Annotated in this window: 15 protein-coding genes; 5 read left to right on the top strand and 10 right to left on the bottom strand. The window is 44.2% G+C overall.

The features are described 5' to 3' along the window. Positions 1–26: 26 nt before the first annotated feature. The 4 genes from UF05_RS07870 to UF05_RS07855 form a co-directional block, all read right to left on the bottom strand. Positions 27–566: a phosphatase PAP2 family protein gene (locus UF05_RS07870; RefSeq protein ID WP_021485223.1), complete on the bottom strand. Its 540-nt coding sequence runs from the start codon at positions 564–566 to the stop codon at positions 27–29. Between the two features lie 388 nt (positions 567–954). Beyond that, positions 955–1,341, bottom strand: coding sequence for an MAPEG family protein (locus UF05_RS07865; protein WP_005454090.1), 387 nt, complete (start codon positions 1,339–1,341; stop codon positions 955–957). 205 nt (positions 1,342–1,546) lie between these two features. Further along, complete coding sequence (gene rarD / locus UF05_RS07860) at positions 1,547–2,452, bottom strand: EamA family transporter RarD (RefSeq protein WP_017447640.1); 906 nt, start codon at positions 2,450–2,452, stop codon at positions 1,547–1,549. Positions 2,453–2,540: 88 nt separating this feature from the next. Next, entirely contained in the window at positions 2,541–3,263 is a 723-nt protein-coding gene (locus UF05_RS07855) for a sulfite exporter TauE/SafE family protein (protein ID WP_005486597.1), read from the bottom strand. Positions 3,264–3,640: 377 nt separating this feature from the next. On the opposite strand from UF05_RS07855, the gene mshA reads away from it, so the two are divergent. Further along, complete coding sequence (gene mshA / locus UF05_RS07850; RefSeq protein ID WP_017447641.1) at positions 3,641–4,177, top strand: type IV pilin MshA; 537 nt, start codon at positions 3,641–3,643, stop codon at positions 4,175–4,177. 66 nt (positions 4,178–4,243) lie between these two features. Here the strand turns inward: mshA and UF05_RS07845 are convergent, their stop codons facing one another. Beyond that, positions 4,244–5,218: a chemotaxis protein CheV gene (locus UF05_RS07845; RefSeq protein WP_005481272.1), complete on the bottom strand. Its 975-nt coding sequence runs from the start codon at positions 5,216–5,218 to the stop codon at positions 4,244–4,246. A 548-nt stretch (positions 5,219–5,766) separates the two neighbouring features. Between UF05_RS07845 and UF05_RS07840 the strand changes: the two genes are divergently transcribed. The 4 genes from UF05_RS07840 to UF05_RS07830 all read left to right on the top strand — a co-directional run bounded on the left by UF05_RS07840 (position 5,767) and on the right by UF05_RS07830 (position 8,660). Beyond that, positions 5,767–6,102, top strand: coding sequence for an Hpt domain-containing protein (locus tag UF05_RS07840; RefSeq protein WP_228068469.1), 336 nt, complete (start codon positions 5,767–5,769; stop codon positions 6,100–6,102). A 96-nt stretch (positions 6,103–6,198) separates the two neighbouring features. Further along, positions 6,199–7,821 (top strand): response regulator, encoded by a 1,623-nt coding sequence (locus UF05_RS07835; protein WP_045545990.1) that lies wholly within the window; start codon positions 6,199–6,201, stop codon positions 7,819–7,821. 73 nt (positions 7,822–7,894) lie between these two features. Next, positions 7,895–8,059 carry a hypothetical protein gene (locus tag UF05_RS24295; RefSeq protein ID WP_005454149.1) on the top strand — a complete coding sequence of 55 codons (165 nt, stop codon included), beginning with the start codon at positions 7,895–7,897 and terminating at the stop codon, positions 8,057–8,059. After that, positions 8,052–8,660, top strand: coding sequence for a response regulator transcription factor (locus UF05_RS07830; RefSeq protein ID WP_005454317.1), 609 nt, complete (start codon positions 8,052–8,054; stop codon positions 8,658–8,660). The genes UF05_RS24295 and UF05_RS07830 overlap by 8 nt, the downstream gene beginning before the upstream one ends. A gap of 10 nt (positions 8,661–8,670) precedes the next feature. Here UF05_RS07830 and UF05_RS07825 read toward each other — a convergent pair whose 3' ends face one another. The 5 genes from UF05_RS07825 to UF05_RS07805 form a co-directional block, all read right to left on the bottom strand. Then, positions 8,671–9,558: a LysR family transcriptional regulator gene (locus UF05_RS07825; protein ID WP_005486496.1), complete on the bottom strand. Its 888-nt coding sequence runs from the start codon at positions 9,556–9,558 to the stop codon at positions 8,671–8,673. 159 nt (positions 9,559–9,717) lie between these two features. After that, positions 9,718–11,088 carry a GGDEF domain-containing protein gene (locus UF05_RS07820; RefSeq protein WP_005486479.1) on the bottom strand — a complete coding sequence of 457 codons (1,371 nt, stop codon included), beginning with the start codon at positions 11,086–11,088 and terminating at the stop codon, positions 9,718–9,720. 9 nt (positions 11,089–11,097) lie between these two features. Next, on the bottom strand, positions 11,098–11,694 hold the full coding sequence (locus UF05_RS07815; protein ID WP_005481323.1) for a response regulator transcription factor: 597 nt from the start codon (positions 11,692–11,694) through the stop codon (positions 11,098–11,100). Further along, complete coding sequence (locus UF05_RS07810) at positions 11,687–12,853, bottom strand: EAL domain-containing response regulator (protein WP_017447645.1); 1,167 nt, start codon at positions 12,851–12,853, stop codon at positions 11,687–11,689. Before UF05_RS07810 ends, UF05_RS07815 begins: the two co-directional genes overlap by 8 nt. Continuing rightward, on the bottom strand, positions 12,837–16,502 hold the full coding sequence (locus UF05_RS07805; protein ID WP_045545989.1) for an ATP-binding protein: 3,666 nt from the start codon (positions 16,500–16,502) through the stop codon (positions 12,837–12,839). The genes UF05_RS07810 and UF05_RS07805 overlap by 17 nt, the downstream gene beginning before the upstream one ends. Between the last annotated feature and the right edge of the window lie 155 nt (positions 16,503–16,657).

The raw sequence follows: 16,657 nt of genomic DNA, 5'->3' as shown, positions 1-16,657 counted from the left end.
TTGATTCACATATCTAACTCATACCCTTACCAACGATAAGTGATGGAGATACCCGCATCCTCGCTGGTCACCCAAGGTACAAGCTGTACATTTTCGTCATACGCATCAGTAAAAATATAAGCACTCAACGTGCCTAAAGCCGCGCCTGCCAACACGTCTCGCCAGTAGTGTTTCTTGGCTTCAACACGGCCGACGCCCACTAACGCTGCCATGCTGTATGCAGGAAGTCCGGCTTCCCATCCATAACGCAAGTAAAGGTTGGTCGCAGAAGCAAATGCGTTTGCCGTGTGGTTGGATGGAAAGCTGTCGTTGTCACTTTTATCTGGGCGTTCTTCATCGATGGTCTTTTTACCAATCAAACCAACACCAGAAGCAGTGCCAATGCTCAATCCTGCTTGCCAGAACCCTTCCCAATCGCCTTTATAAGCTGGCACAGCGGCAGCGGTTGCCACTAAACCGTAAGTGCCAATATCCGTTAGAACGTCCCAGTCTTTTTCGCTCATCGCATTAACCGACTGACAGCACAGTAAAGATGCCACACCTACTACACGTATTGTTTTCTTCATTAATACAACCAATTACATTTAAACCGCGCGCAAGTTATCACACTTGTTGGTTTTATTCGATAAGGCAAACACCCTAATAGCGTGTAGAGATAGGAAACCTGAAGATAAAAAAAAGCCAACCACAAGGTGTGTGATTGGCTGTATATACTTGTGAACAATTGGGTTCACTAACAACGTCAGTTGGCTAGGTGACCCTCGGCTTAGAAAGGGTCAATAGTACTAAAGCATGAGGCGTGCCAACTTTAAAGCGCATAGAAACAGGCTGATATTTAATCAATTTCATTAAAACTTCATCAATAGCGACTATTTGCTCACAGTTTTCATTGCAATTTGCAAACTCGATTTAGCAATTCGCAAACAGATTCGCACTGTAGGAACTTATTTAGACTTACCACAATTTTCCGTAAGGGAAGTAAAACATATTCAAAACCACAAGAGACACAATCACGAGAAACGTCAGCTGCATGCCCTTCACTCTTCCTTTAAAACTCTCTTGTAGGATACCTCTGGCATGAATGATGCGGCCAATTACAAAGATAATACCGGTAAGATGAATCCAAATGGGTGCTGCGCCGTTAAACTCTAACAACGCCATAAGAATTAGCGTAATGGGTATGTATTCGCTTGCGTTACTTTGTGCGCTGCGGGCAATTTGCAGTGCTTCTACGCCGCCATCTGCGTACGCAACCTTGTTAAGGCGCCTTTGTTTGATGACTTGAAACGCTAACCAAACTAAAAGTAGAGCCAGAATACTAGCATAAAGTGCAGTGATCATGTTGAGTCCTTTCTATTCAGATACCTATCCACTATACCTAAGTAACTTCAAGATGCCGAATAATGAAAAACATCGCTATTCATAACTTGAATTTCAGTGATAAAAAAGCGCTCGACTGAGCGCTTTTATGTTTGGTTTTACTTGGATGCACGATGAATTAAAACGAACTTGGTTTGGCCCAAACTTGGTTTAAACCGGATTCAACCTACACAGAATGATTAGCCAACCTTTTGCGCTTTATTCCTTTCGCAACGCCTTCGAAGATCGTGAGCAACAAACCCACCCAGATAAAGGCAAACGTAACCGCTTTAACGTCATCGAACAGCTCCCCAAAGAACACGACAGCAAGAATAAACTGCAAGCTCGGCTCTATGTATTGCATCAAACCAACCGTCGATAAGTTTGTAATACGAATCGCGATTGAGTAGAAGATCAAAGGCAGAATCGTGATTGGCGCGCTGCCGAAGTAAAGCAATAAGGTTGTCGTATCAACGGAAGAAGCAAGCTCGCCTGTCGTCCATTGTTTGAACAGCAAATATCCCAACGCAAACGGCGCAAGAACAAGTGCTTCAATAAACAATGTTGTGCTCCAATCGTAGTTGATTTTCTTTTTGTAGAGTCCATAAAGCGCAAAGAAAAGCCCCATTGTTAAGGCAACAAACGGTAGCTGCCCGTATTGAAACACTTGGTATAACACGCCACAAGTTGCGAGCAATATTGCAATTAATTGCCCCTTAGAAAGCTTGTCTCCCAAAACAAATACACCTAAAGCGACAGACACAAGTGGCCCGATGAAAAAGCCCAAGCTTGCATCAATCACTCGATGGTGAGTCAACGCCCACGTAAATGCACTCCAAGAAATACACATTAGGCTACTTGCCACAAAGGTATACCAAAGAGACTTTTTATCTCGCCACACCTGTGACCAATTTGGCCAATGGCGAGTCACCGCGTAGACGATAAGAATCCCTACGGGTACCGAGCCAATAATGCGCCATGCCAGCAACTCATCCATTGCAGCATTAGGAAGAAAACGGTAGTAAACCGGCAGTAATCCCCAAATAACGAAGGATAACGCAGCCATAAAATTGCCGTAGTGACGATGATTCATAGGCTATTGCTCATTGAGATGAAGAAAAAGTGACGCGATTTTATAGCGCAAAAGGCGTTTGTAAAGTGATTATCATCGCACCTAGTTGTTACAGATTCAGCCCTTGTACGACTGCCGTAAAGCCACTAACAAAACACAGCAGTAACGCACCAAAACGAATCTTTTCTTTCGGCAGCGATTGCGTCGTTTTCATCGCAAGCCAATACCCAAGCCCGGCAGCTGGTAGCAACGGAATCGTAATCACAAGATGGTGCAACGTAAAGAAGCCCGCTGGGATTTGAACCACCAAAGAGATGATAGAACTGAATACGAAAAATGCCGACAAGTTACCGCGTAACTGGTTCGCTTCTTGATGCTGCAATAGCAAGGCCATCGGAGGGCCACCGATTGCCGAGCTGGTACCAAACAAACCGGAGAAAAATCCAGCTAACGTCATACGCTGAGGTGTAGGTTCAATACGAAACGGAAGCACACTGACGATAACCGCGAATAGAACGAGTAAACCGATCCACAACGTCAGTGCTTGAGTGGAGACAAAGAACAGCATGAAGCCACCAGCAATAGAACCGGGAACTCGGCCAATCAATGCCATTTTTAAACCACCGATTTCGACGCTACTGCGGTGTTTCAGCGCATTCATGATCGAAATAAACAACGCGACCAAACAGATAGGTGCAGGCACATATTCGGGCGCCCATAGAATGAGCAACGGCGCGGCCACAATGGCTAAGCCAAAACCAATCGCAGTTTGGACAAAAGAACCGAGAAAAATCAGTCCCATCGCAAGCAAGTTAACCGAATCAAATTCCATCTAGATTGTTCTTATGTTCAGATGATCAATAAGGGCGCTAGACTTATCGCATTTCGAGATAGTTGCCTAACCCCGCCTTGCGTAGCATTCCTCAATGACCATGAAAAGACAATCTATTTGTCTGTTTTTAGACAACATTCATTTTCGCTAACCTCACTACTAACGTAAGGCTTTTCTTACAGAAAACTGAATGCACTGTACACCAAAACAACACATATGCCGTTGATAAAATCATCAAAATGATTGATGTCGAGCTCTAGCGCTTTATTTTGCATCGCTCTATAATGCTGACCCTTTTATCAATACTGTACTTATTTCCACAACAAAAAAGCGTACAGTTATTTACTTTTTTACCTTTAACTTGCTGTGAAAATAATATGAAAAAACAGACTGGATTTACTCTGATTGAGTTAGTAGTGGTGATTGTGATACTCGGCATTCTTGCTGTCACCGCCGCACCACGTTTTTTAAACTTACAAAACGATGCTCGCGAAGCCCGCTTAGAAGGTATGAAAGGCGCAATTGCGTCGGCGTTGGGGATCGGATATGGAAAAATGGCGATCGTAGGATTAGAGCATTATCCATACATTTCAAACAAACACACAGACGCGGGATCAGGTAAAGGCCCAGAAAGTCTTCCTTTCCCAGGTTGCAATCTTAATGGTTCTAAGAGCTGTACATTTAGATATGGATACCCAGATGCGGATGAAACTAGCTTAGCCGTACTCGTTGCTGAGCTAGATAATCAGTATGGAACAAGTGATTGGAAAGTAACCCAATCACAGGAAAAAATTGAAGTCGTAATTTCCGCTAGAGACGACAAAAATAGTAGCTTAACCCAGTGCGGTATTTTGTATGCTCCGCCAACTACATCAAACGAAAGCTATAAATTAGAAATTCTTCCTTGCCCATAACCAAATAAGGCTGCCAATCGGCAGCCTTATTACTTTTAACTCTGTGCTTGATGAGCGATACGCAAATTAAGCGAATACGTATTTATCCATCATATTCACCATACGACCAATTTCTGGCTTAGTAATGGTGTCATTAGCGCCAAGCGACAGCGCTTTTGCTCGGTTATCTTCACTCATTAGTGACGAGAACATGATAATTGGCATTTGGCGGAACGCTTCGGTTTCACGCAACCTTTTCACTAAGTGCATGCCATCCATTCGAGGCATTTCTACGTCCGTCACAACCGCATCCAGCAGTTCTCGCACTGGTAGCTGTTCTTCTTTCGCAACTTCAATCAGGCTCATCAATTTCTCATGCGCTTCACCACCATCTTTACAGGTGATAACGTTGTAACCTGACGACGCCAAAGTATCTTGAATCAGAGAACGGATGAACGCGGAATCGTCCACAACCATGATGGTTTTCGCGTTACGCTTACCAACCATGCGCTGGTTCAAATCAACAGATTTATCCACTTTCACGTCGTATTTTTCCATACTCAGCTCAGGGTTAATGTCTGCAATGATCTTTTCAAAGTCGAGGATCATAATCAGGTTGCCATCTTTGCGAACGACCGCCACAACACAATCCTGCTCACCGGCTTCTAAAAACTGACTTGGCGATTCCACATCATTCCATGAAATACGGTGAATACGTGAAATGCTGTCGATTAGGAAGCCATTGGTCATCTTGTTGAAATCGGTAACGATAACAAACTTGCGCTCAAGATCTTGTCGCGTAGGTACACCTAACCAACCAGCCAAATCGACTAAAGGCGTTAGGACATCGCGAGATGAGAACACACCAATCATATGAGGTTGCGCGTTCGGATAATCTGTCGTCTCTGGCACGCGAATCACTTCACGTACTTTGGCAACGTTAATACCGTAATAACAGGTTTTGGTGCTGCCATCTGGCAATTGTTTTTCTAGGTGAAACTCAATAATTTCGAGCTCATTGGTACCACTTTCAGTCAAAATGGTGCTGGTTACGTTACTCATAGACCCAATATCCAAAAAACGCGTCAAGAAAAGGCTTGATGCAATACCGTAAAGAACTTCTTCCTACGGCAAAAAATCCAAGCGTCCTTTTTAGTCTTTACGACTGTGTTTGTAAACCTTCAAAAGGACGATTACTGCACACTTCCATCTCAAACAGTGAAAATATGTCTCAATTTTGAACAAGACTTCGGTAGAGATTCTACTCTCCCACCTTCGTTACGTTCTATAGCGGCCATAACACTGAAAAGTTTAGGAATAATTTGAGCGAATGCTTTATGCCACAAGCAAAGTTACAACGCAGAAGATAGCAATAAAATGCCACTCATTTCTAACATGAAGAAATTTGAAACGCAGCTATCGAGTGTAGTGCAGCAACCTCTCCCTTATTGGCTTCCTATTTTGATGTAAGAAAAGCCTCACAACTACAACAAAACATTAGATATCAATAATTTAGAATTAGTTTAAAAACAGCCCTATACTTGACCCGTTTCTTAAAATTAATAACTATTTATCTGTTCTTAATCAATAACAAACGATGCTCCACTTATATGAATTCAGACTCTTCTCTACATACTCAATGGTTAACTCACTTTCCAGCCGATATGCAACACCACATGGCAACGGTGTATCTGGAAACCATGACAGAAGATCTCGAAGTGTTAAAAGCGCATCTACACGAACCAAAACATTCACTCCAGACCGTGCACAAGATTAAAGGCGGGCTCGCACAAATAGGCTTAGAGCGTATTCATCAATCCGCTTTATTGACCGAACAATTGGGCCGATCTCATTCCCCCCTTTATCAAACGGCGTTAGAGAAACTCATCACCGATCTAGAGCTAAGCGTTAATGACGTCCATCATTGGGTTACTCAACATACATAAAGCGATTCTCTTCCCTCAAAAAAACCTCAAGAGAAGCATTTAAGCTTCCGCTGCATTGAATTTTATTACACGCTTTGACTGCACAAGGATTGACCCATGAGTTTTGACCGTAATCTGTGTAAAGTTCTGGTCGCTGACGATTCCAGACTGGTTACGAGTAGCGTGACCGCGATACTTCGACAACTCGATTTAAGTGACATCTATTACGCTTATAAACCTTTTGAGGTCATCAATCTTTGTAAACAAATGCATTTTGATTTGGTGATTTGTGACTACAACTTTCAAACTCAGCTCAATGGCTTTCAGTTGTTAGAAGAGTTAAAGCACGCGCAGATTCTGCCTGCACATACAACGTTCGTCTTTTTGACCGGAGAAAATGATCACAAAATCGTTCGTTCAATAGTGGACTGCGACCCTGATGACTACTTGCTAAAACCGTTTAATCACACCTTTTTTCGCAACCGACTGCTGTCAGCCATGAAACGCAGAAGCGTGCTACTACCGATTTACGAAAAACTGCGTGAGATGGACTTTGAAGGCGTGATTGAAGCCACTGATACCCTTCTTCCCTTTCATCCCGAATATTCAAAACTGATCAGACGTTACCGTGCGCATGCAATGGTGCAAAACAAACAGTTTTCTAGCGCCCGTAGCGAATACGAAAAGCTACTCAAAGAAGACAATTTTGACTGGATTAAAACTGCTCTCGCCAACACGCTAATTGAGACCGATGACTTAGAAAAAGCACAAGAAGTTCTGGAAAGCTTGAGCAGTAAAAAAGAGAACCCCTACTATCACGATGAAATGTCTAACATGGCGGTGCTCAGTGAAGACATTCCTAAAGCGATCAAACACCTTAAGCAATCGACTATGTTGTTGGATGCAGGTTCTGAGCGTGAACTGGTGATCACCAACCTCTCTTTAGCCAGCGAATCTTACGATGACGCGGTCACTTACATTAAGCGCTACTACGAAAATACCTTCCGAGGCGGCATCTTCACCAAACTGAATTTTGTGCGCTGCCACTTATATAGAGCGCTCAATGCACCTTCAAATCAATGCTTTGAAAACCTCCTGTTTGGATTAAACCCACTGATTGGTGAAATAGAGAAGAACTCACAATTCAAAGCTCAATTTGCATTGATTGACGCGCACATCGCGCTGATTCGTGGTGATTTAAAAGCCGCTATTTCTCAAGTCAGAGCGGTACTAGCCAGCAATCAACTGTCGCACTTCTATGATCTTTACCATCTGTGTGTACTGCTCGAACGTTGTTCATTTTTAAGTGAAATGAAATCGATGTTGCCACGTGCTCGCCGAGCCATTGCCGAGGCGCAACATCCAAGTATTTTCCGAAGCCAAGTGCACATGCTCAAAAGCCTGGAAGTGCGCCTGCAAGAATCGCAGACCAAAATCGAGCAAATCCGAAGACAAATTACCGCTCAGAAGTCGATTTCTACCTCCTCAATCACACCGCACTTTGATCGCTACTTTCAACTGCACGACCTTCTTCCTCACTCTAAGAAAATCTGTTTAGCGATTGTGAGGTTAGCCTCACTTCGCCCATTTGAGTATCGCGGCGAATACGCAATTTATCGTAAGCTCGAGCATTGTGACCGCGTAATACGAAACTTGTGTGATAACCGAGAATTACAATCCATTAAATACAACAACATGTATCAATATGCGAAACAGAACATCACGGTCAGCAGTGGATGAATTAACGTTTTCTGTTTGTTAGTTTTCTGTCAGAGCGTGTTTTTACACAATTTTCTCATCGTTAAGTGTTTCAATGGCTGCCGCCAACATTCCAAAAAATAAGACACTGATTTTCATTTTTGGAAAGAGTCATTTTCCTTCCTCTCAGCAAGGTTTTTCCTACAATCCTACTCATCCAATCGAGCTGTTGCCTGACAGCGTACTAGTTGAAATATTAGATGAGGTTCACTTTGAATAACGTTCTTATTATCGACGACCAGCCATTGTACAGCGAAGCGCTTGCTTCTCTTGTTGAAAATGCAATCAACACAGCTGAAGTAATCCAAACCACTGACAGTGCGGAAGTAATGGAGCTCGTTCGAAGTCAAAGGATTGATTTGATTATATTAGACGTAGTGCTTGGCGACCGAGATGGTATGCGTTTAGCCAAAAACATTTTAGCGACGGGCTATCGTGGACGACTGTTGTTTGTCTCTTCACGTGACTACTCTAGCCTTTCTAAAGCCGCTTACGAAATGGGCGCTAACGGCTTCTTAAACAAGAATGAAGCAAGAGAAACTATCGCCGATGCGATTGTGAGTGTGTCTCGCGGTTACTCGATGTTTAAGTCGACTCACACGCCATCATCGGGTGATGTGACGCTATCAAACCGCGAAGCTATGGTGTTCCATTACTTAGCGCAAGGCTACTCAAATAAGAAGATTTCTGAGCAGCTTTCACTGAGCGCTAAAACGATCAGTACCTACAAAACACGTATCTTGAAGAAGTACCATGCAGACTCATTGATTGAGCTGCTGCATACTATCCCTCAGTCAGAAAACATTCAGTTTTGCCGCTAAGCACTGAGAATTAAGCACTCATGTATTTTGCAATGGCGCCAGTTAACAGCTGGTGCATTGCATCATGCCGATGACTTTGCTTCATTTGCACCACAATCTTGGGCCAACCATTCGGGTAGTAAGATTCCGGTACTCGTATAAAGTTGTACCCTTCTATTGGCGCTTGATACTCAAGTAACACCGTTGCCGCACTCTTTTGCTTAATTAGCTTCAACACGCTGCTGACATTATCTAACGCTGCAATTCGGTTGATCACCATACCGTGACTCTCCATTGCGCGCTTGGCAAGCTGCTCTTTCTCTTTCCAGCCGATGATTTCTAACATGATGAATGGTAATTGTGCAGCTTCTTCAAGAGTTGTAATCCCCAACTCTTCCGGAACCACAACCACTGCGGGTGCATAACCAATGAATTTCTGATGGACAGATTTCGGTAAGTCATCGTTAAAGTAATGAAGCTGCGCATCCACCTTGCCTAGGATGATCTCTTCAACCGTGTACTCAGTAATGGTGGCCACTGAAATGTGTGCTTTAGGGAACAGCTCCATCAAATCCATTGCGAGCAAGTGACCAAATGAGTATTGAGCGGTTTGCGGTAAACAGACTGTGATGTCTTTTTCGTAGTTTTCTGGCTCAAACTCGCCACTAATTAAGCAGGTTTCAAGCTTTTCCAACGCGTCGGCAATTTTAGGCAGTTGACGCTTTAAATAGTCCGTCGGCTCCATGTGGTGAGGATGTCGGATAAACAGCTCATCGTTAAGCTGAAGTCGTAATCGGGCAAGGTATTTACTGATAGACGCTTCACTTTTCCCCATCGCTTTTGCAACGGGCTTGAGTTGGCGGTGCTTATCCAATAAGACAAGAATTTTGAGTAGGTTTAAGTCGAGATCTTTGTTCACACGCGACACCAGATGTAAGGTCAGAAAATAATTAGAGCAGCCATTGTTTGCCGGCTGCTCTAATATAAAAGACCACTCTTTCTGTTTGGTCAAATTAATCAAACAGTTATGTCATGGTTATGTCCAATCACTTGGCATTTTTATCAATAAAACTATTACTTACTGTGATTGTTGTCTGCGTTTTTTCATCTCATAGAGATCTTCATCCGCTCGAACGATAACATCTTGCAGTGATTCGTGTGATTCGTTTGCCGCAACGCCAGTGCTTACGCTGACTTCAATGTCTAACGTTTTAAGTCGGTTGTCTTTGACAACGCTACGTAACTTTTTCGCCAACATCGAAGACTGACTGATGCTGCACCCCGGCAAGATTGCGATAAACTCATCGCCCCCAGTTCGGACGAGATAATCGCTGGTTCTGAACACTTTACGCATCGCATCGGCAATGATCTCGATAACCTCGTCCCCAACGTGATGACCATAGCGATCATTGATTCGCTTGATCCTGTCGCCATCAATGGCAATGACGGAATAAGGGGCCGTTTTCAAGCGGCGTTTGAATTCGCTATCTTTAAAGACCCTGCGGTTAAGTAACCCAGTTAAATCGTCTTTTGTCACATTCGTCAGTGCCGTCGCCAGACGAAGTTTGCTCTCTTTGGATTCATGCGCTTTGTTGTAATACGCCAAGGTTGCCAAAAAGAAAATAACAAACAGAAAGCTGTAATCCACCATCACTTTACTAAACGGGTACATGTAGACAATCAAGTTGTTGTTGTCTGCCACAAAAGATTGAGTGTACGCGAACGATGGCCACGGATAACCTGAAAAATAGATCACCATTTGTTTGTTACCATTGGAGATCTGTACGTCGACGGCTTTCCCTTCGTTATAAAGTGATGAAAGATAGAGCTGTTCTGAAAACTCGCCGACTAACTCACCTTGGAAATAAACCGGGCTCATGATGCTTATTGCCATGTCATCCGAGTAGGTGGTTTTAAACGGCAGAGAAAACAACACGCGATCAGTCAGTTGTTCTTTCCACGCAGCCAGAACGCAAGAGTAGTTGCTCTTGCACCAATCGACATCGAATGTGGCCTTCACACCTTCTAACGCTTTGATTGGTCGCTCTAAAATCAACTTGCTCCCAGTATAAGAGCGAAAGTACATAATGGCATTTTGTCGATTAAACGCATTCGATAAATACGCTTCGGCTTGATGCAGCGATTTGCGCGCGACGGCTTCAACGTAATTCAGCTTTTCGTACGGTGACAGCGAGTAAATCGCGTCTTGGAAGCTGAACTCAGTTTGAGCTTCTACTTCATCCACGCTCAAGCCTTTGTATTGTTCGAGCTTCGCTTCCGTCAGCAGCCCCATTAAAATGACTTTTTGCTTTATTTTGGCTAGGTTATTTGCGTAGGTGTTGAACTGCTTTACTTCATAAGAAATCAACACAGCGCCTATCATCATTGTTGAAGTCGCAAACAGTAACGTCGCCACAAAGAAAGACAGCGCGATGCTTTTAAATGTCATGGTGTCTCCTTAGGTCCCCGCTACTCTCGTTAGCTCGACAATGTTCTTTACGTTAAATTTATCCAGCACGCGGCGTTTATAAGTGCTGACGGTTTTATCGCTAATCGACAACACAGATGCGATATCTCGATTGGACTTGCCTTGCAGCAAATACTTCATCACGGCACTTTCTCTGCTCGAAAGTTGCGGCATTTCTCTGACTTCGTTCGCGACTTGCTTAAATTTAAAGAAGGTATAGCCCTTCACCACCGCTTCGATAGCGTCTTTCAGAATGTCGTGATTTTCCGATTTGCACACATAACCATCTGCGCCAGATCGAAACGCCATTTGACTGTACATTTGGCTGGTTTCCGCCGAGAAGAAAATGACCTTGCCTTCATAACCGTGGGATTTGATGCGTTTGTAGAAATCAAAGCCGTCGCAATCGGCCAAGTTCACATCCAAAATCAGCAGTTCAATGTTGCTTTCTTTTAATGTCTTAAATGCAGACTTAGCAGACGTTGCGGTAAACACTTCATTGGTCATCCCCAGCTCTTTCAGTAAGGATTTGATTGCAACGCAAACTAGAGGGTGATCATCAAAGATCAAACAATTCATTTTATTCATATCTTTCATTCAGTATGGTTATTGCTTCTAAAGGCATGGGTTTGTCGATGTAGAAACCTTGGCAAAGGTCAATTCCGTATTCACGCATCACTTGAAGCGTGACTTCATCTTCAATTCCTTCCGCGACGAGCCGTATGTTCAAACTTTTCGCCAGCGCACAGATGGCGACAACAATGTTGCGTTTTTTCATATCGCACTCGACGCCTTGCACAAACGAGCGATCTATTTTGAGCTCGTTGAACGGCAGTTGAGCCAGTTTTTCAAACGTCGATGAGCCAGTGCCAAAGTCATCAATTGAGACGGTGACGCCGTTCATTCTTAGCTTGAGTAGGTTCTTGTACAGAGATGCACTGGTTTGGAACGTGTCGCGCTCTGTAATTTCAATGGTGATTTGAGAGGGTTCAATCTCGTTCTCAAGGCATTGCTGCAAAAAGCGATGTGAAAACTCCGGATCTTCCAAGTTTTCATGATCAACATTGATGGATACTTTTTGCGTCAAACCCCGATGCTTGATGTCATAAATCGCGTTATTCAAGACGGCTTGGAACAACTCGGCAGAGAGATGACAACGTTCAACAATCGGCAGAAAGTGGTAAGGCGACAACACGCCATAAATCGGATGACTCCAACGCGCGAGCGCTTCATACCCAAGCACCTCTCCACTTTGCGCATCCACTAGCGGTTGGTAATAGTTTTTCACTCGCCCTTCACCCAACGCGAATAAGAACTCTTGATCCTGCACTTCAATGGGTTGAATAAACGTCGCCTTTTTGGTTTTTTCACCTTTCATTAGGCTCAGCAGTTCAACCACTTGGTTTTCGTCATACGGCTTAGGCAGCTTTCCTAACACCTCAAAGCTAAACTCTTCGCACATGGCACGCACCGCAGAGATGATGGTCAGCTCCATCGCACTGACTAACACAACTTGTCCTTGGTATTGAATCTGATCGAGCATTTCCATCATGTCGATGCCGTCTTTTCCTGGCATCTGGATATCGCAAAAAATTACATCAAAATGCTGACGTTGCGCACATTGAATCGCATCATCGACACCGTTGAAGGACGTTACTTGCGCGCAATAGCGATTCAATATCTGCGTGAGTATTGTGGTTTGTAGTGGATGGTCATCAATCACCATCACATTAAGCTGTGTATTCATTCATCTCTGCCCAATAGTCTATATTGTCGATCTCCTGCTCGATTCGTGAAATTAACTCCGCTGCTCGCCTGTCAAACTCCGCCGCGGTGACTCGCTCTGCCTCAATGCAAAGCTCAGTCAGCATGCTGATTCCAATTGCCCCAACCGCACCTTTGATGCCGTGGATAACCCGTTTTTTATCTCGCTCAGTCGAGGCTGCTTGTAGGTTTTCAATATCCGTTGCCATAGATTGGCTAAACACACGCGCAATTTCTTTTGCGTCTTGCGTTTTAAAACGCTTAATCCAATCCGGTAATCGGGTCTTTTCTTTCTTGCCAATAAATGGCACCAAAACGGTTTTCAATTTGTTGAGGTCGTAAGGCTTGTAAAGTACATCATCAATACCGATGTCTTGTGTGCGCTCATTGGCAAGGCGAGCATCCTCTGCCGTCACACCGATGATTGACAGCGATTTGAAACCAGACGCCCTCACATGTTTGATGAGTTCATAGCCATCCATTTCTGGCATGTGAAAATCGGTCAGCAGCAACACGACGTTTTCATCTTGGTTGATGTACTCCCAAGCCTCACGGCCGTTGTTCACGATCACAGGTTCGATACCAAGCTCACGCAGCTGCATTGAAATCACGCTTTGGTTGATTGGGTTATCTTCCGCAACTAATACCGTTCCGAGAATCCACGAGACTTCTTCGGACTTAAGTTCGTCCAACTTGGTCTCTTGCTGCGTTTGGCTAAGCAAGTTGAACAGCGCATCTGGGTATTGAAGCTCTCGCAACGTGAGACTACCGAGAATTTCTCGATCATCGCGCAGCATCACACCATCAAAGCCCGCTTCGTTGTCTTGTGCGGCGTAAAGGTTCGCCATACTTCTTGCCAGTGTTGCTGGCTGCATTTTCCATGCGTCACACCACTGACGAATGCTGAGTGGCAATGCCTCGCTGTAAGTCCAGTTCAAACACACTTCTGGTTCTGAATCACAACGCTCAATTGGCAATTTGACAGTTATCGTCGTACCCAAGCCGAATTGTGAATCGATGCAGAGCACGCCGCCCATACAGTCGATCAATCGGTCAACAATGCTCAGCCCTAACCCCGTACCGCCATATTTGCGTGTAATGCTGTCATCCGCTTGAACAAACGGGTTGAGAATGCCTTCGAGTTGGCCATCCGTCATGCCAATGCCCGTATCTGCAACTTTCAAAATAAGCTGCTTTTCGTGCAGGATGACACTGATTCCGATCTCGCCTTCTGCTGTGAATTTCACGGCATTTGAGAGCAGATTGGTGGTAATTTGCACTAATCTCAGTGCATCGATTTCAATGAACGCATCCGAAAACGGCTTGATCGTAACTTTGTAATCCAAACCTTTCGCAAGCGCTCTTGGCTCAAAGCTTCTAAACACATCGCACAAGGTTTTGAGTAAGTCGGTTTTAGCGGGAGCAACGGTTAACTGTCCTGCTTCCAGCTTTGAGTAATCCAACACTTCGTCTACTAGCACATTCAAATGATTGAGTGATCGCATGGCCTGAGCGATCAGCTCGCGATTTGAATCGGCCGTCACTTGGCGATTCAGCAAATCGAGGATGCCGTGCGCCGCCGATAATGGGGTTCTTAACTCATGACTCATGGTCGCTAAAAAGTTTTCACGAGCGCGCACTGCAGTTTGTGCTTCTTTTTGCGCATCAATTAACGCCTGCTCACGCTCTTTTTGCTGAGTAATGTCTTGGATCACAGTCAGCACAAACTTCTTCTTCCCACTTGGAGACGCGATGGTTTTTCGCTCACGATACACATGTTTAATACCGAGTTCGCACCCCGCAGACGCGACCTCTTCCGAGATGCGTTGTCCGCCAACTACAGTGGCCAATTCATCCGAGTTGTTCACGAGAGGCGCATTAGTCGAGCAGCTTTTCAGCTTACATTCTTGGCATTGCTTGCTCTTGTAGTTGGCACAGTTGCTCATTTCCAACTGGTTATCTTCACCGTGAATAAACACCAAGCTGTTAATTTCTTGAATGATGCCCATCAGCCATTGTTTTTCCGCTTCTTCATTATTGGCATTCAGCTCAGCTAATTTCACCTTTAGACGTAGGTGCGCAAGAATGAAATACGCGGCAGCAAACATCAGAGAAAAAGCGACCGCACCTGCCAAGAAAAATTTTGCCATTTGCTCATCGTCGTAGCCATAAACTAGATTGAAGCTTCGGTGCGAGCGCAGAAGTTTTTCTATCTCATTTGAGTCAATGGTTTCGATGATGCTGTTGAGCATGTGTTGGAGCTGCGTATTGTGTTTTGCAACTGCAAACGCATTCGAGAACGTCAGAACGTCTTGCTCATTGATCACCAAACCATCGACCTGATCTTGTGCAATCATGCTATGAACAACGTCATCAGGAATGTAAGCCACGTCCAAAACGCCTGATTTCAAATCCGCAAGCAACTGTTTTAAATCGTCATAACGGTCAAAACGGTCCTGTTGCCACACACCTAAGTGCACCAACCCTTGTTTCTTTAAACTCAGTAGAATGCCCGCTTTTTCTGGCGATGACTTGTCGCGTTCGCTCTCTTCTGCTTGGATAGAAACGTAATTGCTGTGCATGAATGGTTTAGTGATCAGCCAGTCTGACTTAGGGACTGGGCCCACATAAGATACCGGGACAATATCGGCATCAAACGCCGTCAACCCATTAGAAAGACTCGACGTCGGTTTCACATAACTAAAGGCCAAACCCGTACGCGACTGAATTAAGTCGATAAAGTCTGGGAAGAATCCGTCCAGCTTACCCGTGTGCGAATCTCGATAGAGAAATGGATACGCTTCATCACTGCTGCTGTACGTGATCGTCAAGTTACTTTTATGATTACGACGGTACGCCACTAGCAACTTGTCGTTGATGTGATACGGGTTTTTTGATGCCACAGAACGAATGTTTTTACCGCTCTGCTCCCATTCAAGAATTTTGTCGATGTTGTCGATCAGTTTCTGGTTGTCTAGTGAGGCGATAAAACTCACCTCTTCTTCCTGCAGCCAATTCGGAATATCGACAATTCCTTTCACAATATCATTAGCATCAAGGTATTCGGTAATGCCCACATAGGTGTAAATCAACGCGTTAGCTTTACCACGTCGAACGTCATCAAAGGCTTCTAAACGCGTTTTCACATAGATAATGTTGTCGATGCCCTGCGAGGTTAGATTGTCGCAGTACACGCTACCTTCCACACACACCCATTTGATATCGCGAATACCACGATCTTTATAGCTAGCATCGCGATACCAAGCAGCGATGGTGCTGGAGAAAAAGGGTTTCGAAAACAGAAAACGCTTCTCTCTTTCTGGCGTTTTGCTAAAACCCACAGCGCCATCAATCACACCGTTTTCAACATCGTCAAGCAATGGCGGAATGTGTTGATAAGCGCGCAGTTCTAGGTTGAACCCAAGAACCTTCGCGATGTTAGAGAGATAATCGAGGTTGATGCCGTAAAATGGACCAACACTGTCTACAATGGAATTTGAAGAGTCGTTTTGTGTGATAACGCCGACTACGATGCTATCTTTTGTATTTTCTTTCGCAAGCGCATTAAAGGAAACCGCAAGACTGGTTACGGTTGCGGTAAGTATGATTATTTTTCTTAGAATGCTGAACATAAATGCTTCCTCTAATTGGAAAGCCAGACTAAATTGATCAGCAAAAATGTCAAATTTCGAACTTTAACGAAATGACAATTAACTATATGTTTTTAATTGACTAATTGAAAATAAGTAAGGACATTCTGACAAGACATTCCACCTTTGACTACACG

It is taken from the genome of Vibrio sp. S457-15 (genome assembly GCF_000960545.1).
Classification (GTDB): Bacteria; Pseudomonadota; Gammaproteobacteria; order Enterobacterales; family Vibrionaceae; genus Vibrio; species Vibrio parahaemolyticus.
The sequence above is the reverse complement of the archived record's forward strand: the minus strand, read 5'-3'. Positions and strand labels throughout refer to the sequence as shown.